Annotated in this window: 21 protein-coding genes, 2 tRNA genes and 1 pseudogene; 11 read left to right on the forward strand and 13 right to left on the reverse strand. The window is 69.8% G+C overall.

Annotated elements, in window-relative coordinates; all coding sequences use genetic code 11:
* Positions 1 to 31 precede the first annotated feature (31 nt).
* The 4 genes from ACIRPP_RS17890 (at position 32) to pknB (ending at position 6,688) form a co-directional block, all read left to right on the forward strand.
* Complete coding sequence (locus tag ACIRPP_RS17890) at positions 32 to 1,570, forward strand: Stp1/IreP family PP2C-type Ser/Thr phosphatase (RefSeq protein WP_164338736.1); 1,539 nt, start codon at positions 32 to 34, stop codon at positions 1,568 to 1,570.
* A 27-nt stretch (positions 1,571 to 1,597) separates the two neighbouring features.
* Positions 1,598 to 3,034 carry an FtsW/RodA/SpoVE family cell cycle protein gene (locus ACIRPP_RS17895; RefSeq protein ID WP_403643421.1) on the forward strand — a complete coding sequence of 479 codons (1,437 nt, stop codon included), beginning with the start codon at positions 1,598 to 1,600 and terminating at the stop codon, positions 3,032 to 3,034.
* Positions 3,031 to 4,509 (forward strand): peptidoglycan D,D-transpeptidase FtsI family protein, encoded by a 1,479-nt coding sequence (locus ACIRPP_RS17900; RefSeq protein WP_403643424.1) that lies wholly within the window; start codon positions 3,031 to 3,033, stop codon positions 4,507 to 4,509. Before ACIRPP_RS17895 ends, ACIRPP_RS17900 begins: the two co-directional genes overlap by 4 nt.
* A 169-nt stretch (positions 4,510 to 4,678) precedes the next feature.
* Positions 4,679 to 6,688, forward strand: coding sequence for a Stk1 family PASTA domain-containing Ser/Thr kinase (pknB, locus tag ACIRPP_RS17905; RefSeq protein ID WP_403643427.1), 2,010 nt, complete (start codon positions 4,679 to 4,681; stop codon positions 6,686 to 6,688).
* A gap of 221 nt (positions 6,689 to 6,909) precedes the next feature.
* On the opposite strand, the gene ACIRPP_RS17910 is transcribed toward pknB, so the two are convergent.
* The 6 genes from ACIRPP_RS17910 to ACIRPP_RS17935 form a co-directional block, all read right to left on the reverse strand.
* Positions 6,910 to 7,671 carry a class E sortase gene (locus tag ACIRPP_RS17910; RefSeq protein ID WP_403643430.1) on the reverse strand — a complete coding sequence of 254 codons (762 nt, stop codon included), beginning with the start codon at positions 7,669 to 7,671 and terminating at the stop codon, positions 6,910 to 6,912.
* A 13-nt stretch (positions 7,672 to 7,684) separates the two neighbouring features.
* Positions 7,685 to 8,725, reverse strand: coding sequence for a class E sortase (locus ACIRPP_RS17915; protein WP_403643955.1), 1,041 nt, complete (start codon positions 8,723 to 8,725; stop codon positions 7,685 to 7,687).
* Positions 8,726 to 9,204: 479 nt separating this feature from the next.
* Complete coding sequence (locus ACIRPP_RS17920; protein ID WP_403643433.1) at positions 9,205 to 9,843, reverse strand: aminodeoxychorismate/anthranilate synthase component II; 639 nt, start codon at positions 9,841 to 9,843, stop codon at positions 9,205 to 9,207.
* Positions 9,840 to 10,001, reverse strand: coding sequence for a hypothetical protein (locus tag ACIRPP_RS17925; RefSeq protein WP_192231037.1), 162 nt, complete (start codon positions 9,999 to 10,001; stop codon positions 9,840 to 9,842). Before ACIRPP_RS17925 ends, ACIRPP_RS17920 begins: the two co-directional genes overlap by 4 nt.
* A gap of 53 nt (positions 10,002 to 10,054) precedes the next feature.
* On the reverse strand, positions 10,055 to 10,762 hold the full coding sequence (locus ACIRPP_RS17930) for a class E sortase (RefSeq protein WP_403643436.1): 708 nt from the start codon (positions 10,760 to 10,762) through the stop codon (positions 10,055 to 10,057).
* Between the two features lie 36 nt (positions 10,763 to 10,798).
* On the reverse strand, positions 10,799 to 11,578 hold the full coding sequence (locus ACIRPP_RS17935; RefSeq protein WP_403643439.1) for a DUF881 domain-containing protein: 780 nt from the start codon (positions 11,576 to 11,578) through the stop codon (positions 10,799 to 10,801).
* Positions 11,579 to 11,719: 141 nt separating this feature from the next.
* Here ACIRPP_RS17935 and crgA point away from each other — a divergent pair, with 141 nt between their 5' ends.
* Positions 11,720 to 11,974, forward strand: a complete 255-nt coding sequence (gene crgA / locus ACIRPP_RS17940) for a cell division protein CrgA (RefSeq protein ID WP_164338401.1) — start codon at positions 11,720 to 11,722, stop codon at positions 11,972 to 11,974.
* A gap of 389 nt (positions 11,975 to 12,363) precedes the next feature.
* Here the strand turns inward: crgA and ACIRPP_RS17945 are convergent, their stop codons facing one another.
* Positions 12,364 to 13,257 carry a rhomboid family intramembrane serine protease gene (locus ACIRPP_RS17945; protein ID WP_403643442.1) on the reverse strand — a complete coding sequence of 298 codons (894 nt, stop codon included), beginning with the start codon at positions 13,255 to 13,257 and terminating at the stop codon, positions 12,364 to 12,366.
* A gap of 111 nt (positions 13,258 to 13,368) precedes the next feature.
* Positions 13,369 to 13,896: a peptidylprolyl isomerase gene (locus ACIRPP_RS17950; RefSeq protein WP_164344329.1), complete on the reverse strand. Its 528-nt coding sequence runs from the start codon at positions 13,894 to 13,896 to the stop codon at positions 13,369 to 13,371.
* Positions 13,897 to 14,231: 335 nt separating this feature from the next.
* Between ACIRPP_RS17950 and ACIRPP_RS17955 the strand changes: the two genes are divergently transcribed.
* Positions 14,232 to 14,930, forward strand: a complete 699-nt coding sequence (locus ACIRPP_RS17955; RefSeq protein WP_403643445.1) for a DUF5324 family protein — start codon at positions 14,232 to 14,234, stop codon at positions 14,928 to 14,930.
* A gap of 125 nt (positions 14,931 to 15,055) precedes the next feature.
* Here the strand turns inward: ACIRPP_RS17955 and ACIRPP_RS17960 are convergent.
* Positions 15,056 to 15,128: transfer RNA gene (locus tag ACIRPP_RS17960), tRNA-Ala, on the reverse strand.
* 182 nt (positions 15,129 to 15,310) lie between these two features.
* Here ACIRPP_RS17960 and ACIRPP_RS17965 point away from each other — a divergent pair.
* Positions 15,311 to 15,859 (forward strand): DNA-binding protein, encoded by a 549-nt coding sequence (locus tag ACIRPP_RS17965; RefSeq protein ID WP_192231043.1) that lies wholly within the window; start codon positions 15,311 to 15,313, stop codon positions 15,857 to 15,859.
* A 60-nt stretch (positions 15,860 to 15,919) separates the two neighbouring features.
* Entirely contained in the window at positions 15,920 to 17,776 is a 1,857-nt protein-coding gene (locus ACIRPP_RS17970) for a serine/threonine-protein kinase (protein WP_403643448.1), read from the forward strand.
* A 58-nt stretch (positions 17,777 to 17,834) separates the two neighbouring features.
* On the opposite strand, the gene ACIRPP_RS17975 is transcribed toward ACIRPP_RS17970, so the two are convergent.
* Together ACIRPP_RS17975 and ACIRPP_RS17980 are read right to left on the reverse strand one after the other, a co-directional pair.
* A complete protein-coding gene (locus tag ACIRPP_RS17975) occupies positions 17,835 to 19,118 on the reverse strand; it encodes a hypothetical protein (protein WP_403643451.1) in 1,284 nt (427 codons plus the stop codon).
* A gap of 210 nt (positions 19,119 to 19,328) precedes the next feature.
* Complete coding sequence (locus tag ACIRPP_RS17980; protein WP_003999697.1) at positions 19,329 to 19,457, reverse strand: DLW-39 family protein; 129 nt, start codon at positions 19,455 to 19,457, stop codon at positions 19,329 to 19,331.
* 338 nt (positions 19,458 to 19,795) lie between these two features.
* On the opposite strand from ACIRPP_RS17980, the gene ACIRPP_RS17985 reads away from it, so the two are divergent.
* Entirely contained in the window at positions 19,796 to 20,182 is a 387-nt protein-coding gene (locus ACIRPP_RS17985) for a DUF6344 domain-containing protein (protein WP_403643454.1), read from the forward strand.
* Positions 20,183 to 20,454: 272 nt separating this feature from the next.
* Positions 20,455 to 20,982: a hypothetical protein gene (locus ACIRPP_RS17990; protein ID WP_403643456.1), complete on the forward strand. Its 528-nt coding sequence runs from the start codon at positions 20,455 to 20,457 to the stop codon at positions 20,980 to 20,982.
* A 500-nt stretch (positions 20,983 to 21,482) separates the two neighbouring features.
* Here ACIRPP_RS17990 and ACIRPP_RS17995 read toward each other — a convergent pair whose 3' ends face one another.
* Entirely contained in the window at positions 21,483 to 21,950 is a 468-nt protein-coding gene (locus ACIRPP_RS17995; RefSeq protein ID WP_403643459.1) for a hypothetical protein, read from the reverse strand.
* Positions 21,951 to 22,971: 1,021 nt separating this feature from the next.
* On the opposite strand from ACIRPP_RS17995, the pseudogene ACIRPP_RS18000 reads away from it, so the two are divergent.
* Positions 22,972 to 23,106: pseudogene (locus ACIRPP_RS18000) on the forward strand (site-specific integrase); the annotation flags it as partial.
* Between the two features lie 196 nt (positions 23,107 to 23,302).
* On the opposite strand, the gene ACIRPP_RS18005 reads toward ACIRPP_RS18000, so the two are convergent.
* Positions 23,303 to 23,379 (reverse strand) — tRNA-Ile (locus ACIRPP_RS18005).
* Positions 23,380 to 23,406 lie beyond the last annotated feature (27 nt).

The following is a 23,406-nucleotide window of genomic DNA, read 5'->3' on the forward strand; positions in this document are numbered from 1 at the left end:
GCTGTACCCGGAGCCGACTGGCGAGGTGCGCATGAGCCTTTCCCTGCGCTTCGCCGCCGGATCGCACAAGGGGATGATCCGGGAGGGCAACGAGGACTCCGGTTACGCCGGTCCGCGCCTGCTCGCCATCGCCGACGGCATGGGCGGCGCCGCGGCCGGTGAGGTCGCCTCCTCCGAGGCGATCTCCACCATCGTCGCGCTCGACGACGACGTCCCCGGCTCCGACCTGCTCACCTCGCTCGGCACGGCCGTGCAGCGGGCCAACGACCAGCTGCGCATGATGGTCGAGGAGGACCCGCAGCTCGAGGGCATGGGCACCACCCTGACCGCCCTGCTGTGGACCGGTCAGCGGCTCGGCATGGTGCACGTCGGCGACTCCCGCGCCTACCTGCTGCGGGACGGCGTCCTGACGCAGATCACCCAGGACCACACCTGGGTGCAGCGGCTGGTCGACGAGGGCCGGATCACCGAGGAGGAGGCGACCACCCACCCGCAGCGGTCCCTGCTGATGCGGGCCCTCGGCAGCGGTGAGCACGTCGAGCCCGACCTGTCGATCCGTGAGGTGCGGGCCGGCGACCGGTACCTGATCTGCTCCGACGGCCTGTCCGGCGTGGTCTCCCACCAGACCCTCGAGGACGCCCTGGCCAGTTACCAGGGCCCCGAGGAGACCGTCCAGAACCTGATCGAACTGGCGCTGCGCGGCGGCGGACCCGACAACATCACGGTGATCGTCGCCGACGTCCTCGACCTAGACACCGGGGACACCCTGGCCGGGCAGCTGTCCGACACCCCCGTCGTGGTCGGCGCCGTCGCCGAGAACCAGAGCCAGCTGCACGACAACGGCATCATGCAGACCCCGGCCGGACGCGCCTCCGGGCTCGGCCGCCGGCGCTCCCAGGGCGGCGGCGAGTTCGGCCCGCCCGGCAGCGGCGACGTGACCGGTTTCATCCCCACCGACGGCTTCGGCTACGGCGACGACGACTTCACCAAACCGCGCAAGGGCCGCAAGTGGCTCAAGCGGTCCTTCTTCGGCCTGCTGGCCCTCGCCGTCGTCGGCGGCGGTCTGTACGGCGGCTGGCGCTGGACGCAGACGCAGTACTACGTCGGCACCAACGAGGACCACGTCGCGCTGTACCGGGGCATCAGCCAGGACCTGGCGTGGGTGTCGCTGTCGAAGGTCCAGCAGGACCACCCCGAGATCGAACTCAAGTACCTGCCGCCCTACCAGCAGAAGCTGGTCGAGGGCACCATCCCCGAGAGCGACCTGGCGGACGCCCGGGCGAAGATCGAGGAACTGTCGGTGCAGGCCTCCGCCTGCAAGAAGGCGGCCGAGCGGCGTGCCGCCGAGAGCGAGAACAACGCGAAGACCGGTGAGGGCGAGGCCGGGGGCACCACGGGAACCACTCCCGCCTCCTTCACGTCCAAGGTCACGCCGACGCCCGACCCCTCGGGGTCGACGAAGGCGCCGGAGAAGTCCACGCCCCCGTCCACGACCGCACCTGATCCCAGCCCCGGCCCCAGCCTCTCGGAGGAGGAGCAGAAGGTCGTCTCGCTGTGCGGTAAGCAGTAGGCAAGCCGTGAGAGGCCCTGTCACACGATGAGCAGTACTACCAACCCGTCGGCGCAGCACACGTCCACGATCGGCGCGATCGGCGCCCCGAGCCGGCGCAACACCGAGCTGGCGCTGCTGGTGTTCGCCGTCGTCATCCCGGTCTTCGCCTACGCCAACGTGGGCCTCGCCATCGACGGCACCGTGCCCTCCGGGCTGCTCGCCTACGGGCTGGGCCTCGGGCTGCTGGCGGGCGTCGGCCACCTCGTGGTGCGCAAGTTCGCGCCCTACGCCGACCCGCTGCTGCTGCCCCTGGCGACCCTGCTGAACGGTCTGGGGCTGGTGGCCATCTGGCGGCTGGACCAGTCGGAGCGGCTGCAGCAACTGGCCAAGCGGGCCTACGGCGCGTTCAGCCCGTCCGCCCCGAACCAGCTGCTGTACTCGGCCATCGGCGTCGCCCTGTTCGTCGCCGTGCTCGTCTTCCTCAAGGACCACCGCATCCTGCAGCGGTACACCTACATCTCCATGGTGGCCGCCCTGGTCCTGCTGCTGCTGCCGCTGGTGCCGGGCCTCGGCGCCGACGTCTTCGGCGCCAAGATCTGGATCCGGGTCGCCGGATTCTCCATCCAGCCCGGCGAGTTCGCGAAGATCGTCATCGCGATCTTCTTCTCCGGCTACCTCATGGTGAAGCGGGACGCCCTCGCCCTGGCCAGCCGCCGGTTCATGGGCCTGTACCTGCCGCGCGGCCGCGACCTCGGTCCGATCATCACCATCTGGGCGGTCAGCCTCCTCGTCCTCGTCTTCGAGAACGACCTCGGCACCTCCCTGCTGTTCTTCGGCCTGTTCGTCGTCATGCTGTACGTCGCCACCGAGCGGACCAGCTGGATCGTGATCGGTCTGCTGATGTCCGCCGCCGGCGCGGTCGGCGTGGCCTCGTTCGCCAGCCACGTCCAGGCGCGTGTGGACGCCTGGCTGGACCCCTTCGGCTGCTACAAGACCTCCGGCGCCTGCGAGCAGATCGGCCAGTCGATCATGTCGTTCGGCTCGGGCGGTGTCATGGGCACCGGCCTCGGCCAGGGCAACTCCGACCTCATCGGCTTCGCCGCCAACTCCGACTTCATCTTCGCCACCTTCGGCGAGGAGCTCGGCCTGGCCGGCGTGATGGCGATGCTGCTGCTCTACGGGCTGATCATCGAGCGCGGTGTGCGGACGTCGCTGGCCGCGCGCGACCCGTTCGGCAAGCTGTTCGCGATCGGCCTGTCCGGCGCCTTCGCCCTGCAGATCTTCGTGGTCGCCGGCGGTGTCATGGGGCTCATCCCGCTGACCGGTATGACGATGCCGTTCCTCGCCTACGGCGGTTCCTCCGTCATCGCCAACTGGGCGCTGATCGGCATCCTGCTGCGCATCAGTGACACCGCCCGACGCCCGGCGCCCGCGCCCGCCACCAACCCAGACGCCGAGATGACCCAGGTGGTCCGACCGTGAACAAGCCCCTGCGCCGCATCGCGATCTTCTGCGGGCTCCTCATCCTCGCCCTGATGATCCGGAACAACTGGCTCCAGTACGTGCAGGCCGACGCCCTGCAGAAGAACGAGAACAACCGCCGGATCGCCATCGAGCGGTATGCGCAGCCTCGCGGCAACATCATCGTCGACGGCGATCCGATCACCGGCTCGAAGCAGACCTCGGGCAGCGACTTCGAGTACAAGCGCACCTACAAGAACGGCCCGATGTGGGCGCCGGTCACCGGCTACGCCTCGCAGGCCTTCGGCGCGACCCAGCTGGAGAGCATCGAGGACGACATCCTCACCGGCAACGCCGACCAGCTGTTCTTCCGCAACACCCTGGACATGCTGACCGGGAAGAAGAAGCAGGGCGGCAACGTCGTCACCACGCTGAACTCCGCCGCGCAGAAGGCCGCCTACGAGGGGCTGAAGCGGCAGGGCGGCAAGGGCGCCGTGGCCGCCATCGAGCCGTCCACCGGCAAGATCCTCGCCCTCGCCTCCTACCCGTCCTACGACCCGTCGTCGTTCGCCGGGAACTCCACCACGACGGACACCGAGGCCTGGCAGAAGCTGCAGAAGAAGAACAACCCGGACGACCCGATGCTCAACCGGGCCCTGCGCGAGGTCTACCCACCCGGATCGACCTTCAAGGTCGTCACCGCGGCCGCGGCCCTGGAGCACGGTCTCTACAAGGACGCCGACGAGAAGACGGACACGCCCCTGCCCTGGGTGATGACGGGGACCCGCACCGAGCTGAAGAACGACGGCAACCTGCCCTGCAAGGACGCCACCCTGCGCGAGGCGCTGCGGGTGTCCTGCAACACCGTCTTCGGCAAGATCGGCGCCGACCTCGGCAACGACAAGATGCTCGAGACGGCCGAGAAGTTCGGCTTCAACGAGGAGCAGTTCACGCCGGTCCGCGCCAACGCCTCCGTCTTCTCCGACGACATGGAGCCCTCGCAGGTCGCGCTGTCCTCCATCGGCCAGTTCAACACCGCCACCACGCCGCTGCAGATGGCCATGGTCACCGCGGCCATCGCCAACAACGGCTCGATGATGCAGCCCTACATGGTCGACGCGCTGCAGGCACCGAACCTGGACACCGTCGAGAAGACCAAGCCGGAGGAGCTGAGCCGGCCCATGCAGGCCAAGAACGCCCAGATCCTCCAGTCGATGATGGAGACGGTCGTCGAGAACGGCACCGGCGGCAACGCCCGCATCCCGGGCGTCACCGTCGGCGGCAAGACCGGCACCGCCCAGCACGGTGTCGCCAACAGCAAGAACCCCTACGCCTGGTTCATCTCCTACGCCAAGACCGGTGACGGCGGCTCCCCGGTCGCGGTGGCCGTCGTCATCGAGGACGACGACGCCGTGCGCGGAGACATCTCCGGTGGCGGGCTCGCCGCCCCGATCGCCAAGGACGTGATGGAGGCGGTCATCAAGGGCAAGCAGTGACACCGGTCACGTCCGCTTCACATCGGTGCACGTTGCGGTACCGGTCCTGTATCGGCTGACGCACTTGGCCAGGTCACACAAAACGAGCCGGGTACGGTAGGCCCGGAACGCAGCCTCCGGCCGCACGTACGTGCCGGCCGGGACCGACGGAGAGGGCTGGTAGGTAGCTATGGAAGAGCCGCGTCGCCTCGGCGGCCGGTACGAACTGGGCCAGGTGCTCGGCCGCGGTGGCATGGCGGAGGTCTACCTCGCGCATGACACCCGCCTCGGCCGCACCGTGGCGGTGAAGACGCTGCGCGCGGACCTCGCGCGCGACCCGTCCTTCCAGGCCCGGTTCCGCCGGGAGGCCCAGTCGGCCGCCTCGCTCAACCATCCCGCGATCGTCGCGGTCTACGACACGGGCGAGGACTACATCGACGGGGTCTCCATCCCGTACATCGTCATGGAGTACGTCGACGGCTCCACGCTGCGTGAGCTTCTCCACAGTGGCCGCAAGCTGCTGCCGGAGCGGACGCTGGAGATGACCATCGGCATCCTCCAGGCCCTGGAGTACTCGCACCGCGCGGGCATCGTGCACCGCGACATCAAGCCGGCCAACGTCATGCTGACCCGCAACGGCCAGGTCAAGGTCATGGACTTCGGCATCGCCCGCGCCATGGGCGACTCCGGCATGACGATGACCCAGACGTCGGCCGTGATCGGCACCGCCCAGTACCTCTCCCCCGAACAGGCCAAAGGCGAACAGGTCGACGCCCGCTCCGACCTCTACTCCACCGGCTGCCTGCTCTACGAGCTGCTGACCGTCCGCCCGCCGTTCGTGGGCGACTCCCCGGTCGCCGTCGCCTACCAGCACGTCCGTGAGGAACCGCAGGCGCCCAGCGTCTTCGACCCCGAGATCACGCCCGAGATGGACGCCATCGTCCTGAAGGCGCTGGTCAAGGACCCCGACTACCGGTACCAGTCGGCGGACGAGATGCGCGCCGACATCGAGGCCTGCCTGGACGGACAGCCGGTCGCGGCCACCGCGGCCCTCGGCTCGGTGGGCTACGGCGGCTATCCGGACGACCAGCCGACCACGGCCCTGCGCCAGGACGCCGGCGGTGCCGCGGCCACCTCGATGCTGCCGCCCATGAACCCGGACGACGGCGGCTACGGCTACGACGACCGTCAGGGCCGCCGCCGCCAGCCGAAGAAGAACAACACCTCGACGATCCTGCTGGTCGCGGCGGGTGTCCTGGTCCTGATCGGCGCCATCCTGATCGGCCGCTGGGCGTTCGGCGGCGACGGCGGGGTGGGCAACGAGGACGTGGTGGTCCCGAACTTCATAGGTGAGACCAAGGCGAACGCCGAACGTCTCGCCGAGAACGGCGACCTGAAACTCGCCTTCACGTCGAAGCCCTGTGAGAACGAGACCAAGGGCAAGATCTGCGACCAGGACCCGAAGCAGGGCGCCAAGGTCAAGAAGGACACCACCGTCAACCTGGTGGTCTCGACCGGTGCCCCGAAGGTGGCGGTGCCGAGCGTGATCGGTCTGAGCCTGGAGGACGCCACCACCAAGCTGGAGGGTGACGACTACCAGTTCAAGATCGAGACCGAGTCGCGGGTCTCGACGGAGGAACCGAACAGCGTCCTCGACCAGAACCCGACCTCCGGCAAGGAGGTGGAGAAGGGCTCGACGATCACTCTGATCATCGCCAAGGAGCAGGAGAAGGCGACCGTCCCGGACGTCACCGGCAAGACCTGCGACGAGGCGAAGACCCAGATGACGGGCAACGACCTGGTGGGCAACTGCACCGAGCAGGAGACCGACGACCCGAACCAGGTGGGCAAGGTCATCTCGACCACGCCGGGCCCCAACTCGACGGCCGACAAGGGCTCCCAGGTCACGATCGTCATCGGCAAGGCGAAGCAGCAGGAGAACAAGTTCGCCATGCCGCGCGTCACCCAGATGACGGTCGGCCAGGCCAAGCAGGTCATCGCCCAGGCGGGCCTCCAGCTGGATCGGGTCCAGGGCGCGAACGACGACAACGCCGTGGTCGTCGGCAGCAACCCGCAGGAGGGCCAGGAGGTCAAGCAGGGCGACAAGGTCGTGCTGATCGCCATAGGAGGCCAGCAGGGCGGGCCGAACGGCGGTGACAACGGAGGCATCTTCGGCGGCCTCACGGGCGGCCGCGACTGACGCACCGCCCGCCGCACCAACGGCACGACGAACCCCGGCCCTCCAGGTGAGGGGGCCGGGGCTTCGTCGTGCGCGGGACCGGACGCGTCCGGATCCTTTGGCGCCGCCCGCGGCACCGGCGAGGCCGACCACCGCCGTGCGTCACACGCGAGGGGCGCGGGGCGGCCGGGACGGCGCGGGCGGAGGGTGCGCGGTGGTGGGCCGGGGCGCGGGGACGCCGGTCAGCGCAGTTCCTCGGGCGGCGTCCGCTGCTCGTCGACCTTCTCCGTGCGGACCAGTTCGCCCCACACGACGTAGCGGTACTTGCTCGTGTACACGGGTGTGCAGGTCGTCAGCGTGATGTAGTGGCCGGCCTTCTTCACCCCGGACTCCTCGGGGACCGGGGCGAGGACCTGGACGTTGTACTTCGACGTCTCGGGGAGGACCGCGTAGGTCTTGTAGACGTACCAGGTGTCCTTCGTCTCGAAGACGATCGCGTCGCCCTTGCCGATCCGGTGGATGCCGTGGAACTTCGCACCGTGGCCGTCCCGGTGCGCGGCGAGGGAGAAGTTGCCCTTCTTGCCGGACGTCGGCAGGGTCGCCTTGACGGGGTCGGTGTAGTAGCCGGCGACGCCGTCGTTGAGGACCTTCATCGACGTGCCCTTCTCGACGAGGATCTCGTCGTCGCTCATCGCGGGCACGTGCAGGAAGCCGATGCCGTCCTTGCTGTCGAAGGAGACGGGACCGCCGCCGTCCACGCCGCCCTCCCGGGCCCAGGAGTCGCGCACCTTGTCGGCCTGCTTGCCCGCCGCCCAGTCCGCGACGACGTTCGTCCACCACAGCGAGTAGACGACGAACAGGCCGAGGACCAGGCCCGTCGTGATGAGCAGTTCGCCGAAGACGCTGACCGCGGTCGCGACGGGACCCATGCGGCGGCGTGCCGGACGCCGCCGTGACGGGGGCACGGCGGTCTGCTGTTCGGTGTCGTCGGTGGTCGTTGCCACGTTCCCCTTGCCCCTAGTTGACGAGCGCATCCGGCTTGCCCTTGCTGCGCGGCCGTTCCTCCGCCATCTTGCCCCAGACGATCATGCGGTACTTGCTGGTGAACTCGGGGGTGCAGGTCGTCAGCGTGATGTAGCGGCCCGGTCCGGTGAAGCCCGAGCCCTTGGGGACCGGCTCCAGGACACTGATGTTGCTCGGCGAGGTCACCGGCAGGATCGACGCCATCTTGTACACGAAGTACGTGTCCTGCGTCTCCACGACGATGGGGTCGCCCGGCTCCAGCCGGTTGATGTAGCGGAACGGCTCCCCGTGCGTGTTGCGGTGGCCGGCGAGCCCGAAGTTGCCGGTCTTGTCCTCGGGCATGGCCGTCTTCAGCGCGCCCTCGGCGTAGTGGCCGACCATGCCCCGGTCGAGCACCTTCTTGCTGTTGATGCCCTCGGCGATGGGGACGACCACGTCCAGCTTCGGCATGTGCAGCAGCGCGAAACCCTGGCCCGGCTCGAAAGCGCCCGGATTCCGCTTGCCGTTCGCCCAGTCGTTCTGGAGGTCGCTGACCTCCTTGCCAGCCTGCGCCTGCGCCCGCACGTTCGTCCACCACAGCTGGTAGGTGACGAACAGCAGCATGAGCACGCCGAAGGTGATGAACACCTCGCCGATCGCGCGGCTGGCGACCACGGCCGCACCCGGTTTGCTCGCACGGGCACGGCGGCGCGCCTCGACCCGTGACAGGGGCGTGTGCGGCTCGCCGGAGCCCCGGGACGCCTCGCCCGGCTCGTCATACCCCGGGGCGGCGCCGCGGCGGCCCTGACCCCGTCTGGCGGCCTTCCTGCGGGCCGCCCGGCCGCCTTCCGCGCCGTCGGCGGCCGTCGCCGTCCCGGTCGGCTCACGGGTCGCGGGCTGCGGCGGGTCCGGGATACGCAGCGCGACCGTCTCGTCGTCCACGGGCGGGAGATATGCCGTCTCCGCGGCGGGCCCCCCGGACGCTGCACCGCCGTAGTCGGCTCCGCCCTGCGCGGGTCCGGCGTACGCGGCAGCAGCCGGGGCGCCGTTGTACATGGTCCCGTCGTAGGCGGTGCCGTCGTAGGCGGTGCCGTCGTAGGCGGTACTGCCCTGGGCCGTTGCGCCGTAGGGCGCCCCGTCGGGGCCCGGGCCCGTGCCGTCGTAGCCCGTGCTGTCATGGCCCGTGCCCCCGTAGGCCGCGACGTAGGCCGCCCCGCTGTAGGAGCTGTCGGGCACGCCGGCGCCGTAGGAGGCACCGCCCGCGGGCTCCCCCGGGTGCGCGGCGCCATGGTGGGCGGCCCCGTTGTGCGCGGCCCCGCCGTAGGGGTCTCCGCCGAACGAGCCCTCGCTGTAGGAGGTGCCGCCGTAGGGGTCCTGCGGGGGGTCGCCGTACCAGGCGTCCCCGAGCGTGCCGGGCGCCCCGTACGGCTGCTGCCCGTACGGGGTCCCCTGCCCGCCGCCGGAGCCGTAGGAGGAGCCGTCGGTGAACGACTCCCCGTACTCGGCACCGGACTCGCGCTCGGGGCGCAGCGCGGTCACGCCGTGGACCTGCCCACGACGGGCGCGAGCCCCGCCGACCTCGCCACCGCGTCCCGGTCGCCGCACTCCGTCAGCCAGTTGGCGAGCATCCGGTGCCCGTGCTCGGTGAGGACCGACTCGGGGTGGAACTGCACACCCTCGACGGGCAGTTCACGGTGGCGCAGCCCCATGACGATGCCGTCGGACGTGCGGGCCGTCACCTCCAGCTCCGCCGGGACCGTCGTCGGCTCCGCGGCCAGCGAGTGGTAGCGGGTCGCCGTGAACGGGGACGGCAGACCGGCGAAGACGCCCTTCCCCTCGTGGGTCACGGGCGAGGTCTTGCCGTGCAGCAGCTCGGGGGCGCGGTTCACGACACCGCCGTAGGCCACCTGCATCGACTGCATGCCGAGGCAGACGCCGAACACGGGCACGCCGGTCGCCGCGCAGTGCCGCACCATCTCCACGCAGACACCGGCCCGCTCGGGGGTCCCGGGGCCGGGGGAGAGCAGCACGCCGTCGAAACCGTCCTGCGCGTGCGCGGTCGACACCTCGTCGTTGCGCAGGACCTCGCACTCGGCGCCCAGTTGGTACAGGTACTGGACCAGGTTGAAGACGAAGCTGTCGTAGTTGTCGACGACGAGAATGCGCGCGCTCACTGGTTGTCCACCGTCACATCGTTGAAGGGCAGCAGCGGCTCGGCCCAGGGGAAGACGTACTGGAAGAGGACGTAGACCACGGCGACGATCAGCAGGAGCGAGATGAGTGCCCGCACCCACCCGTTGCCCGGCAGATGCCGCCAGATCCAGCTGTACATGCCGTCCCTTCCGTCGTACCACGGCACCGGACCCACGCCGTACCGCCACCAGACTAACGGCGCAACGCCTCCGGTTTCCCGGCCTCCACGGGCTGGGTGGAGTCCAAGTGCGCCCAGACGATCAGGCGGTGGCTGTGACCCCATTCCGGTTCGCACGTCGTCAGCGTCAGGTAGCGGCCCGGCCGCTTGTACCCGGACATACGTGGCACGGGGTCGATTACCTCGATGTCCGAGGGCACGGTTTTGTAGGGGCCCTTGTCGATCCGATACGTGAACCACGTCGTCCCGTCCGTGAGGACCACCGCGTCACCCCGTCCGAGCTGGGGAAAGTCCTTGAACGGGTCGCCGTGGGTACGGCGGTGTCCGGCCACCGAGAAGTTTCCCCGCTCCCCTAGGCGGGCGGTGCCGGCGTAGTGGCCGAGGCCCTTCTTCAGCGTGCCCGTGTCCGTGCCCTCGAGAACGGGCTTGTTCCACGTGAAACCAAGACGCGGGATGTACATGATGGCGAAGGGACGGCCCTGCGCGTACGGCTTCTGCCGCGGCGGGCCGCTGTCGGCCGCGCCCGTGGAGTTCCCGGCGCCGCCGGTATCCGCGGTACGGGCCCGCTCCTGCGCCCACTGTTCGCGCAGCCGGCCGATCTCGTCGTCCATGACGCCGTCGGCCCGCACCCCGGTCCAGAAGAGCACGTAGGCGACGAAGAGGACGATCACGGCGCCCACGGTGACGCACAGTTCGCTGAGGGTCCTGACGATCACTCGCACCGGCGGCTCCCTGTGCGGGCCTTCACTCCACGGCGGTCACTCCACGGGCTTTGCGTAGTGCAGGTCCACTGTGCCCGAGTAGCCGGGGAGAGTCACCGGGCCGTTGTCCTCGACCTTCCAGCCGAGCCCGTAGACGTTGACGTACACCATGTAGTTCTGGATCGCCGGGGATGCCGTGAGCGCCTTCCGCAGCTTCCCGGGGTCACCGACCGCCGTGATCGTGTACGGCGGTGAGTAGACCCGGCCCTGGAGGATCAGGGTGTTGCCCACGCAGCGCACGGCGCTGGTGGATATCAGCCGCTGGTCCATGACCTGTATGCCCTCGGCCCCGCCCTGCCACATCGCGTTCACCACGGCCTGGAGATCCTGCTGGTGGATGACCAGGTAGTCGGGCTGCGGCTCCGGGTAACCGGGCAGCTTGGCGGTGGCGTCCGGCGGGGCGTCGTTGAGCGTGACGGTGATCGCCTCGCCCTTGAGCTTCTTCGTCCCCGCGCGCTTCTCCAGGGAGGCGAGGCGGTCGTCGTCCGCCTCGGTGCTGCCGTCGTCGCGCTGGGCGAGCGCTTCCACGTCCCGGCGCAGCGCTCCGTTGGACTCCTCCAGCTCGCCGTTCTTGCGGCTGCGCTCGTGCACGAGGTCGGACAGCTTCAGCAGGGAGGCGTCCGTCCGGATGTTGGTGCCCTTGGCCGTGTCGAAGCTGGTGAAGAAGATGAGCCCGGCGAGAGCGAAGACGCCCGCGGTGAGCACCCGCACGGGCCGCAGACGGCGTCGGCGGACAGGACTGGATTCCGAACCCGGGGAGTAGGCAGAATTGCTCAACGTACCCTTATCTCCTTCGGCGCCGCGGAAGCACTACGCTAACGGACGCCCGGGGGAGCGCTCAGAGTCCCCTTGTACGCTGCTTTGAGCCCGACCCAGTTCTCTGCGCGGCCACGCAGCGCATCGACAGGAGAGACCCTCGTGCCGAAGTCACGTATCCGCAAGAAGGCCGACTACACGCCGCCGCCCGCGAAGCAGGCGACCGCGCTGAAGATGAACAGCCGTGCCTGGGTCGCGCCCGTGATGCTGGCCCTGTTCGCCATCGGCCTGGCCTGGATTGTCGTCTTCTACGTCACTGACAGCAGGCTCCCGATCGAAGCCCTGGGCAACTGGAACATCGTGGTGGGCTTCGGGTTCATCGCCGCCGGATTCGGCGTCTCCACTCAGTGGAAGTAGCCCGCACCGGACTGTGAGCAGGGCCCTGCCCGAGCCGTTCCACACCTCTGGGCAGGGCTATCCACTGAGTTATCCACAGGCCTTTCCACAGCGTGGGGAAAAGAACGACGATCTGTGGATAACCCATCGGACGTTGACGCCGGTGTGACAGAACCACCGGCAATCGAAAGTGTGTTCAAACACGTCTTGACCTGCGGAAACACGTCCCAGCGACAGCAGGAACAGGTGTTCCCGCACACTGTGCACAAGATCCGCCACACACTGTGGACAACGGCCTCCCACCGGCCCGGTCCCTGATCGGGTGGGGCCTCACCGCCCCGGTCCCTGACCAGGTCGGACTCCCGACCGGCTCGGCCCCTGGCCAGGTGAGGTCTCCGACCCGGTGGGCCTCAGATCAGCTGGGACGTTCTCACCAGGGTCATGATCACCACGGCGGCGAGCACGACGGCGCACGTCCCGTACTGGATCAGCGTCCGCTTCTCACGCGGGGCATGGATCATGGCGTACCCCATCACCACACCGGCCACGAGCCCGCCGAGGTGCGCCTGCCAGGCGATGTTGAACCCCGGGCTGAAGGTGATGATCAGGTTGATCACCAGCAGGGCGATGATCGGCCGCATGTCGTAGTTCAGCCGCCGCATCAGCACGGCGGTGGCGCCGAACAGCCCGAAGACCGCCCCGGAGGCACCGAGCGAGGGCTGGTTCGGGGCTGCGATCAGGTAGCTCAGCGCACTGCCCGCGAGGCCGGACACCACATAGAGGGTCAGGTAGCGGGCCCGGCCGAGGGCCGCCTCCAGCGGACCGCCGATCCACCACAGGCTCAGCATGTTGAAGATGATGTGGATGTAACTGCCGTGCAGGAACATCGACGTCAGCAGCCGGTAGTACTGCCCTTCCGCCACACCCTCGAGCGATCCGAGGTGCGGGACGAAGGCCCGGCCGATGAGGTCGAAGCGGTCCGTGAAGGTGTCCCCGACGGACAACTGCACCAGGAAGGCCGCGAGACAGATCCCGATGAGGATCTTGGTGACCAGCCGCGGGTCCTCGGTGACGGTGCCCCCGGCGATCGTGCGCGGCGCGGAGGCGGACGGGGCATGCCCGGTGCCCGAACCGCCCCGCACACACTCGGGGCACTGGAATCCGACCGACGCGTTGACCATGCACTCGGGGCAGATCGGCCGGTCGCAGCGGGTGCAGCGGATACCGGTCTCGCGGTCCGGGTGGCGATAGCAGGAGGGGACGCTGTGGGCGTCCCGCGGGCTGCCGGCAGCCTGGTCGTCCATGGAATCCCCTCGGTCGTCGAGAAACCCCGCCCCGCCCATCCTTACGGACGAGCGGGGCGATTGGTTCCCCCCGAACGCTTTCGCGCCCCGGGGAGCTCCGGGCCGGGTGTCTCAGCCCTCGCGGATCTCGACGGACTCGATGACCACGTCGGTCAGCGGGCGGTCGGTGCGCGGGTTGGTCTGCGCGGAGGCGATGCCGTCCACGACCTTCTGGCTGGCCGCGTCGGTGACCTCACCGAAGATGGTGTGCTTGCGGGTCAGCCACGCCGTCGGGGCGACGGTGATGAAGAACTGCGAGCCGTTGGTGCCGGGGCCCGCGTTGGCCATGGCCAGCAGGTAGGGCTTGTCGAAGCGCAGGTCCGGGTGGAACTCGTCCTCGAACTGGTAGCCGGGGCCGCCGGTGCCGTTGCCCAGCGGGTCACCGCCCTGGATCATGAAACCGCTGATCACCCGGTGGAAAACCGTGCCGTCGTAGAGCTTGTCCGTGGACTTGGCACCGGTCTGCGGGTGGGTCCACTCCCGCTCGCCCTTGGCGAGCTCGACGAAGTTCTTGACCGTCTTCGGCGCCTGGTTCGGGAACAGCCGAACCTCGATGTTGCCGTGGTTGGTCTTCAGGGTGGCGTAGAGCTGCTCAGCCACGATGTGCCTTCCGTTGTCTTTCGGTGACTCCCCGATCCTCGCACGGACGGGGCCCTCAGTCGCCCGGCGCCCGTTCACAGGATGCGACCGGGCCGATCGGCTTGCGGGAAAGACCCAGGAGTGGTCCCGCGACGGGGGCGCATGACGACGATCCGTGGCATTGTCGACCACAAGTGACCACAAGCCCCTGATGCCCCCTTCATCCGCTACCGCATTCGATCGGCTTCATCGGCACCCGGATGCCCGCCCGCGCATGCCTCACGGCCGCTCGCGATGCATGATCCGTAAAAGGGTGGAAAGTCGAAATACCGTACGCCACCGAGGAGGAGGAACCCGTGACCCGCATCGACAGCGTGCGCGCCGCGACCGGTTCGGCGAAGGACAGCGTGCTGCACGCCGCGGAAGTGGTGGCGCCCTACGCCGACACGGCCAAGGTAAGGGCCGCGCACTACGCACAGGAAGCCCGCGTACGGCTGGCGCCCAAGGTGACGCAGGCCGCAGGGCAGGCTCGCGTCCAGTACGGCGCGCACATCCAGCCGTACCTGGAGCAGGCCCGGACGCATGTGCCGCCGAAGGTCGACCAGGCCGCCCACGACGCCGCCGCCCGTACGCGCCAGGCCGCGCGCCAGGCGGCCGACTACTCCCGGCCCCGGATCGAGCAGGCGATCGCCGTCGCCGGCCCGGCCACGGAGGAAGCGGCCGCGCGCAGCGCTGCCGCACTGGCCGCCCTGCGCGGTCAGGTCACCGCCCAGCAGATCCAGAAGCTGGTCCGCAAGCAGCAGCGACGGGCCAGGGCCGGGCGGGCCGCCAAGGTGATCGCGCTCGCGGGCCTCGTCGCCGGCGGCGCCTTCGCCGCCTGGAAGTGGTGGGACAAGCAGGCCAACCCGGACTGGCTGGTGGAACCGCCGGCCGCGACGGACGTCCCCGAGGGAGCCACGCTGACCTCCGTGGACGGCAGCGGCGCCACCCTGGACCCGGAGGTCCAGGCCAAGGAGGCCGAGGAACAGGCCGCCAAGCGCGACGAACAGCCCTGACGCCCTACGGCATCACAGCGCGGTGGGCCGGGAGATCTTCGAGATCTCCCGGCCCACCGCGCTGTTTCACGTGAAACGAAGGACCCCTCCCCTCTGCTGTCCGCAGAGGGGAGGGGTCCGGATTGTGGAGCCTAGGGGAGTCGAACCCCTGACATCTGCCATGCAAAGACAGCGCTCTACCAACTGAGCTAAGGCCCCGGAAACGAAGCGTCCGCCCGGAAAAGGTGCATCCCGGCGGGCGCCGCACACCAGAGTACCGGGTCACCCCGGGGATTCCGCAAAAGGATTGGGGTCCCCGTGACCAACCACGCTCCGTAAGATGCTCGGACGTGGTTCGCTACAGCGAACCGCGGTTCTTGGGGAAGCGATGGGGAGACGCAATGGACGCCGCACAGCAGGAAGCCACCGCAAGAGCGCGGGAACTGCAGCGGAACTGGTACGGGGAGCCACTGGGGGCGCTCTTCCGTAGGCTCATAGACGACCTGGGCCTCAACCAGGCTCGTCTCGCGGGTGTACTCGGACTGTCCGCGCCGATGCTGTCACAACTCATGAGCGGCCAGCGGGCCAAGATCGGCAACCCCGCGGTCGTGCAGCGGGTCCAGCTGTTGCAGGAACTCGCGGGACAGGTCGCGGACGGAAGCGTGAGCGCGGCCGAGGCCACCGAGCGCATGGAGGAGATCAAGAAGTCGCAGGGGGGTTCGGTGCTCAGCAACACCACGCAGACGACGAGCAGTTCGGGGGCGCCCACGGTCAAGCGGGTCGTCCGGGAGATCCAGTCCCTGCTGCGCTCGGTGGCGGCCGCCGGCGACATCATCGAGGCAGCCGACTCCCTCGCCCCCACGCACCCGGAACTGGCGGAGTTCCTCCGCGTCTACGGCGCCGGCCGCACCTCCGACGCCGTGGCGCACTACCAGTCCCACCAGAACTGATCCCGGCCCGGCCGCGGGAGACGAAGGGCGACGGCACAGGGGGAGGGGCGGGGCACAGCCATGGGTGAGGTGTTCGCCGGCCGGTACGAACTGGCCGATCCGATCGGACGCGGGGGTGTGGGCGCCGTATGGCGTGCCTGGGACCACCGGCGGCGCCGCTATGTGGCCGCCAAGGTGCTGCTGCAGAGCGACGCCCACTCCCTCCTGCGCTTCGTACGCGAGCAGGCACTGCGCATCGACCACCCCCATGTGCTCGCCCCCACCAGCTGGGCCGCCGACGACGACCAGGTCCTGTTCACCATGGACCTGGTCGCCGGCGGCTCGCTGGTCCACCTGGTCGGCGACTACGGCCCGCTGCCGCCGCCCTTCGTCTGCACGCTGCTGGACCAGTTGCTGGCCGGGCTCGCCGCCGTCCACGCGGAGGGCGTCGTGCACCGCGACATCAAGCCCGCCAATGTGCTCCTGGAGGCGACCGGCACGGGTCGGCCCCGCCTGCGTCTCTCCGACTTCGGCATCGCGATGCGCCTGGGCGAGCCCCGCCTGACCGAGACCAACCTCGTGGTCGGCACGCCCGGCTATCTCGCGCCCGAGCAGATGATGGGCTCCGAGCCGGACTTCCCCGCCGACCTCTTCGCCGTGGGACTGGTCGCCCTGTACCTGCTGGAGGGCGCCAAGCCGGACACCAAGGCCCTCATCCAGTACTTCGCCGACCACGGGACACCGGGGGCTCCCCAGGGCATCCCCGAGCCCCTGTGGCAGGTCGTGGCGACGCTGCTGCAGCCGGATCCCGACGCCCGCTTCCGCACGGTCACCGGGGCACGCAAGGCGCTGACCTCGGCCGCTGAGCTACTCCCGGAGCCCGGACCGGACGACGAGCTGATCGAGATCTTCGACCAACTCGGCCCGCTCCCACCGGGGTTCGGACCGGCCGGCCCGCTGAAGCTCGCCTCCGGGGTGCGGGTCGGCGGCAGCGGCACGTCCACGGCGACCACAAAGGCCGGCCGACCACCTGCGGAGAATCCCCGGCCGGTGGCCGACCCGGACCCCGAGGGCTCCCCGGGCCCCCCGGGCGTCCCTGAGCCCCGGCACGGGAACGGTGCGGAGGTCGGTCTCACGGGCACGGGCACGGGCGAGGGCGAGAGTGAGGACAGCGCGTCCGGAGCCCCGGCCCACGGGCCGACGCCGCACAGCACCCCGGGCACCGGCACGGGCGCGGACGCAGGCGCGGGCGCGGGGACGAGGAGGCGGGCGGGGACGGACGCCGCACCCACCGATCCACGCCGGGCCTCCCCCGTCACCGGCACGCAGCCCCCCGCACCCCCACAACAGCTCCCGCCCCACCATCCCCAGCAGCCACAACCACACCCGTCGCAGTGGCAGTCGCAGTCGCAGTCGCAGTCGCAGTCCAGCATGTCGGACACCGGGAGCTTCCATCTGCCTCCGCCCGAGGCGACGTCGCCCGCCCCCGCCCCGTCGGCTCCGCCTCCGCCCGCTCCCCAGCCGCCGGGGATCCCCCCGCACGCGTACGCGAACCAACGCGCGCAAGAGCAGGCACAGGCGCCAGACCAGGCACAAGCCCGGGCCCAGCAAGCCCTCCACACTCAACGGTCCCCCGCCACCGCCCCCGGCGTCCCCCCGCACGACCCCACTCACCCGCTGCGCACCCCCCTGCCGCCGCGCCCTCCGGCGTATTCCGCACCGGCCCGGCTGCCTCTTGCCGAGCCCTCTACTGCTGAATACACCGCCCGAGACCCGCAGGTTCCACCTCCCGGCGCCGCGTTTTCTCCCGACCGTCCCGCTCACCGTGCCCACCGCCGCAGGTCCCGCCCCGGCCCGCCCGCGAAGGTGGCCGTCCCCCTCCTGCTTCTCGCCCTCGCCTGCTACGCCGTGGGCTTCTGGGCGCTCGGCCGGATCTGATCGGCCCCACGCGGCCAGGCCCGAGCAAGGGCCCCACCCCGCCAACGGCCTGCCCGCCTCACACCGGACCGGCCCGCCAGGAGGCGGCCCTCCGACGCGCCACGACCGTCCACACGCCGAGCCCCAGGAGCAGCGCGCTTCCCGCCCCGAAACCACTCACCGCCAGCACCCTCATCGCCGTGCTGTCGCCGTCCGTGCCCTCGGCGGCCGCTTCCCGGTCCGCCTCCGTCACCGCGAAGACGCCGGCGGGCACGGGCTCTCCCGCGTAGGCGGGCCCGTACTGGGCCGCACCGTCCAGGCGTATCCGCAGCGTCAACGGCACCGGCCCCGTACCGAAGTCGTCGGCCACGTCCGCCGCGAGGTGGGCCACGAGGTAGTAGGACCCGGCGACGCGCATCGCCGCCACCCGGCCGACGGCAGCATGGCGGTTGGCGTGAGCGACCGGCGGCAGGGGCGGTAGGCTGCCCGCCTTCTGGCCGCCGTCGTAGGAGACGCGCACGTCCGCGACAGGGCTGCGGGCGGGGTTGTGGAGATCCAGGTCCAGCGCCGCGGCGACGAAGCCCCTGCCGTCGCCGCGCACGCTGCCCAGTTCGGCGGTGACGGACAGCTGCTGGCCCCAGTCGACGGGCACCTTGTAGAAGAGCGTGGCGCCCGGGCGGACGTCGTCCCGCCAGACGCCTTCGCCGAGGGGGGTGGCCTGCGCGAATCCGGAGCCGCCCGCCCGCCGTTGGGCCGCTCCGGCGACCGGCTCGGGGGAGGCGGAGTTCCACTCCCGGGGCGCGTTCGTCGCACCGGCCGCCTCCAGCGGCGGCTCCGTGACCGCGGCGAGTTCGAGTTCCCAGGCAGCGGGCGACGTGGCCGCGCCGTCGGGGTCGGCGCGCTCCACGGCCACGTAGTAGATGCCGGCCTCCTGGCACAACGATCTGCGGCGGGCCGTCTCGCGCACGGCCGACGCGGTGACCGGGCGCGGGCTGCCCGCGGCGCCGAAGCCGGCTGTGTCCACGTCGCAGGAACGCCCCCGCGCGTCCTGGAGGGTGACCTTGACCCCGTCACGGACGGAGGAGGCGCCCAGTTCGGCCGGTGGAACAGCGGTGGCGGCGACGTAGGCGGTCGAGGCGGCATCCAGTTCCAGGCTGTAGTACACGGTTCCCCGGGCCGGGAGGGTACTGCGGTAGACCCGGCCCGGCTCCAGCCGTGCCGCGTCCGCGGTGCTCGGCGTGCCCTCCACCGTCGCCGCTCCCTCGGCGAAGGCGTAGCTCCCCGGGGCACCGGACGCCGCCGCGGCCGGCGGGGTGCCCACCGCGCCGAGCGCGAGCAGGGACACCAGCGTCACCGCACCCATGCGCCGGATCACCGGCGAACGGCCGCGTCCGGCCGGTGCGCGCCCCCCTCCTCTACACCGCCGTCCCCTCACGCGCCACCCCTCGTCGTATCGGACGTCGATCCGGCGCCCATCCTGCCGCGCGGACCGGGTCCGCGGACAAGGCCCCGTCACACACAAAACCCCGACCGCCGGGGCGGTCGGGGCCTGTTCAGCGTTGGCTGTCGGTACTCACGAACCCGTGGGCACGGAGTCAGTCGCCTCCGTCCACAGATCCTGCTCGGCGCGATCCGCCTGGATCTGGCGGTACACGAGGAGCCCGCCGATGGCGGCCAGTGCGACCAGGAGAAGCTTCTTCACCGCGCGACCTCGTCTTTCCTTGACGTAGGGGACCTCTGGCGCCCGACTATACACACCGGCCGATACCAATCGGTGACCTGCCCGGGCGCCTCAACTCGCCCTCTTCCCGGCCGAGTAGAAGCGGAATTCGTCGATCCGACCAGAGGGTGATGACACCCGCACGGACGGTGATTTTGACCGCTTCTCGCCCGGCTCCCCTTATTTTCACCCCTCTTGCGCCCATCCGGGTGGTGTTCATCTGAACATCGACGCGCCACGGGCGTCGGTCCACCACTTCGTCGCGCTCATACACATCATGGGGAAAGTACGCAAATCGCCCAACCCGAAAGTGAGGGACCGTGGCCAGGAACAAGGTCATGAAGCTCTGGACCGTCATCGTCACCGCCTTCCTCGCGCTGTGCACGGCGCTCGGCCTGATCACCACGACGGCCTCCGCCGCTGTACAGCAGAGCGAGACGAGCCGCAACAACGAGCGCGCTCTTGAGACGACGGCACCGGCTTCGTCCCTCCGGGTCCATCCGCAAGCCAGGTCCCTGCCCCCCACCATGAAGCAGCGCATCCGCGCCGAGGCCCACGGCACGTCGCCCGGCTGCCGCCAGCACCCGTTCGCCGACTCCGCGGCCGCACCGGCCGATCCGGACTGCGCCGACGGCGCCACCGCCCCGGACGACGTCACGGCATCGGCCGGCCCCCTCACCGGCCATCGCATCCCCCTGCAGCGCTGAGCCCCCTGGGGACGCCTCATCCCGTGCCGTTCCGCTCCCCCGAGTCCTGGCGAACTTGCGTACAGCACCGCACGGCACGCCACAGGCCCGGCAGCCCTTAGAGCTGCCGGGCTTTCCCCATGCCCACCCGCATACCGGCACCCCGAACCGCCCGCAGCACGCGCGGTCCGGCTCCCTCGTGCTTCCGGAGCGCACCCATCGGTTCCCGTCGGAACGCAGGGCTGCAAAGCCCGCCGCACTTGCCTTCACGGCGGTACGCGGCTGGAGTCGCGGTGCCGAAGGATCGCGGTGATCCTGTCAGTGAGGCGTTGCCGGCGTCGCACGGCCTGTGTGCGTCGGTGACCATGCTGTACAGGAAGGTGGCGGCCATGGCAGCGATGCCGAGCGAGACACGGCGAGGGCACGGAGGGCCGGGCGACAGCGAAGGGCTCAGCGGCGCGTCCCTCTTCGCCGGCGCCGTGATGATGCTCAGCGGGCCGCTCAGCATTCTCATGGGGGCATCCGGCATCGCAGGGGACAACCTGTTCGCCGCGTCCCAGTACGCCTATCGGTTCGACCTCACGGCATGGGGCTGGATTCACATCGTGGTCGGGCTGGCACTTGTGATTGCCGGCTTGGGCGTCGTGACAAACCAGAGTTGGGGGCGTGGGGCCGGCGCAGTGGCGGCGGGAATCAGCCTGATCACCCAGGTCATGTTCGTTCCGTACTACCCGCTGTGGGCCATCCCCGTGATGACACTCGACCTCTTGATCGTCTTTGCCCTGACGAGGTTCCATGCCGGAATCAACGGCAGTCGGTGAACCCTCGGCCCACCACTCACCCCAGCCCGGTGACGGCGCGCGCGTGGATTTCCGGGCCTCGGCAGCCCGTGGGCGACCTCCGTAGAGCCCGGCCGGCATGCCCATGGATGTCTACACACACGCGGTCGGCGACGGTGAGCGCGAAGCGGTGGGCCTGCGCATCGAGCTCCTGGAGGACCGCTCATCGGCTGACCGCCGCCGTTGGTGTCAGCCGTGGACGCCGAAGACCCCCGGTCGTATCGACCGGGGGTCTCCGTGCTGGTGGGGCTAACTGGATTTGAACCAGCGACCTCATCCTTATCAGGTCGATCATGCGGCGCCAGTAGCCGTGACCGTACCGGCTTCCATCTCGCCTTAGGGTCCGCCGAGCTTCGGCGTCGATCGCCTCTGTCCGTACCTGTTGGTGTCAGTTGTTGATGTCAGAGCATTGAGACACCCTTGACAAGCTGAATGGCCTCACCAGCACGGGTGGCTTCCATGCTTGGCGTCAGGCCGTCCCGCTATACCTGATGGATCCAGGCGACGACGAACACTGCGCCGCCCGCACATGCCAGCAGCGCTGTGGGCAGTACCCAGACGCCGGTTCGTTCACCGCGCACGAACCGGGCACCAAGCCGATCGTGCAAACCAGCGATGCACCAGAGTAAGGCCAGGGCTGCGACCGCAATGGGTAAGCCGACTGCGAAATGCGCCAGCCACGCCCCAGCGAGCGTCGGCCCACCCCAGGATGTGTCATAGGGCCCGCCGTCGAACAACCCGTACAGCACCCCACGGGCGACGAAGAAAAACTCAATGCCAACGGCGACGAGCGACAGCGCGCCAAGGCACATTCCCATCACGGCGTGCAGCAGCCTCCGGAAAGGCTGTGAGTGGCGGCCCGCCAGCGTCACGCAGATCTGAGCCAGGCTCGTAGGCAGCAGCACTGCCGCACGTCCGATGTCCGTAGCAACCGCTTTGGTCGAAGTCATGCCAGGACGCTATGCCGCTGATCGCAGCCCAGCGTCCTGCTACGGGAGCAGCTACGCCCTAGCCACCGGCTCGGGGTTCCCTTACGGCATCCACTCCGCGGCCTGTGGTGCCTGCTGTCGTCTTCAACTGCGAGCGGTCATGACGCCTTCGCTCCCGTGCAGGAGGCGCGGTCGAAAGTCCGTCCTCAGCCCACCACTCACCCCAGCTTCCATCCCGTGTGCCGTCGACCCACACTCCGTGGAGCAGGCGCGGTGCCTGGCGTCCAGGTGGAGCGCGCCACTGTACGAACGACCTGGATGCCAGGTGCCGTGTCTGCTCGGCTCTGCCTGGGTCGACGGCACGCGGGATGGAAGCTCCCTACGCTCGCCACACTCGGCCGGCACTCGGCAGCAGCGCCCCCGCCATCCCGGCGTCGGCCGATCCCCCGCCGGAGGCATGTCCTTCACTGCGGCCCGGTTGTGCGGTACTCGCCTTGCAGTCCCAGCCCTATCCCCCGTCGTGGGCGCGCGTCGGCGCAGCGTGCGCGGAGCGGGCCGAAGGCAGGAGCGCAGCGCGACGCGGAGCCGGGAGCGCGCCCGTCGGAGCGGAGCGCAGCCGGGGCTTGATGAGGTAGAGAAATCCGCCCCTGGCCAAGCTCACCCCGGCGCAGATCCGGGCGTTCATGGCCACGCTGACGCGGGAGAAAGTGGGCCCCTCGGCTCGCTTCGAGGTGCTGCGGGTCCTCCGCAACGCCCTCAACCGTGCGTGCGCGGGGAGCTGATCATGCGGAACGTCGCTCTCCTGGTCGACATGCCCAAAGTCAGCAAGGACAGGGGCACGGCGTGGAACGCCCGGTAAGCGGTCGCCTTCCTGCGCTCGGCGCGTGCCCACCGGCTCTACGCGGCCTGCGTCCTCGTCCCGGTCCTTGGCCTTCGACGCAGTGAGGTGCTCGGGCTGCGCTGGCAAGACATCGACTTCGAGTCCGGCCGCTTTACACCGGTCAAGCAGGGTGACCTGATCTTCTCCTCTGAGCACGGCGGCATGATCGACCCGGTGGGCTTCTCGCGCACCTTCGATCGGCTCGTCGAGCGCGCCGGCGTCCGCCGGATCACGGTCCGCCTCGCCCGGCATACCTGCGGGACCCTGCTGGCCTTCTTGAAGGTGCACCCCAAGGTCGCACAGGCGATCCTCCGGCACAGCCAGATCAGCATGACCATGGACGTGTACACGCACGTTGTGGGCGACGGTGAGCGCGAAGCGGTGGGCCTGCGCACCGAGCTCCTGGAGGACCGCTCATCGGCTGACCGCCGCCGTTGGTGTCAGCCGTGGATGTCAAAGACCCCCAGCCGGTACCGACTGGGGGTCTTCTCGCTGGTGGGGCTAACTGGATTTGAACCAGTGGCCTCATCCTTATCAGGGATGCGCTCTAACCAACTGAGCTATAGCCCCGCCGCGCTCTGCGGTACATGTCCCGCG

The sequence above is a fragment of the Streptomyces sp. NPDC101219 genome (assembly GCF_044767675.1).
Taxonomy (GTDB): Bacteria; Actinomycetota; Actinomycetes; order Streptomycetales; family Streptomycetaceae; genus Streptomyces.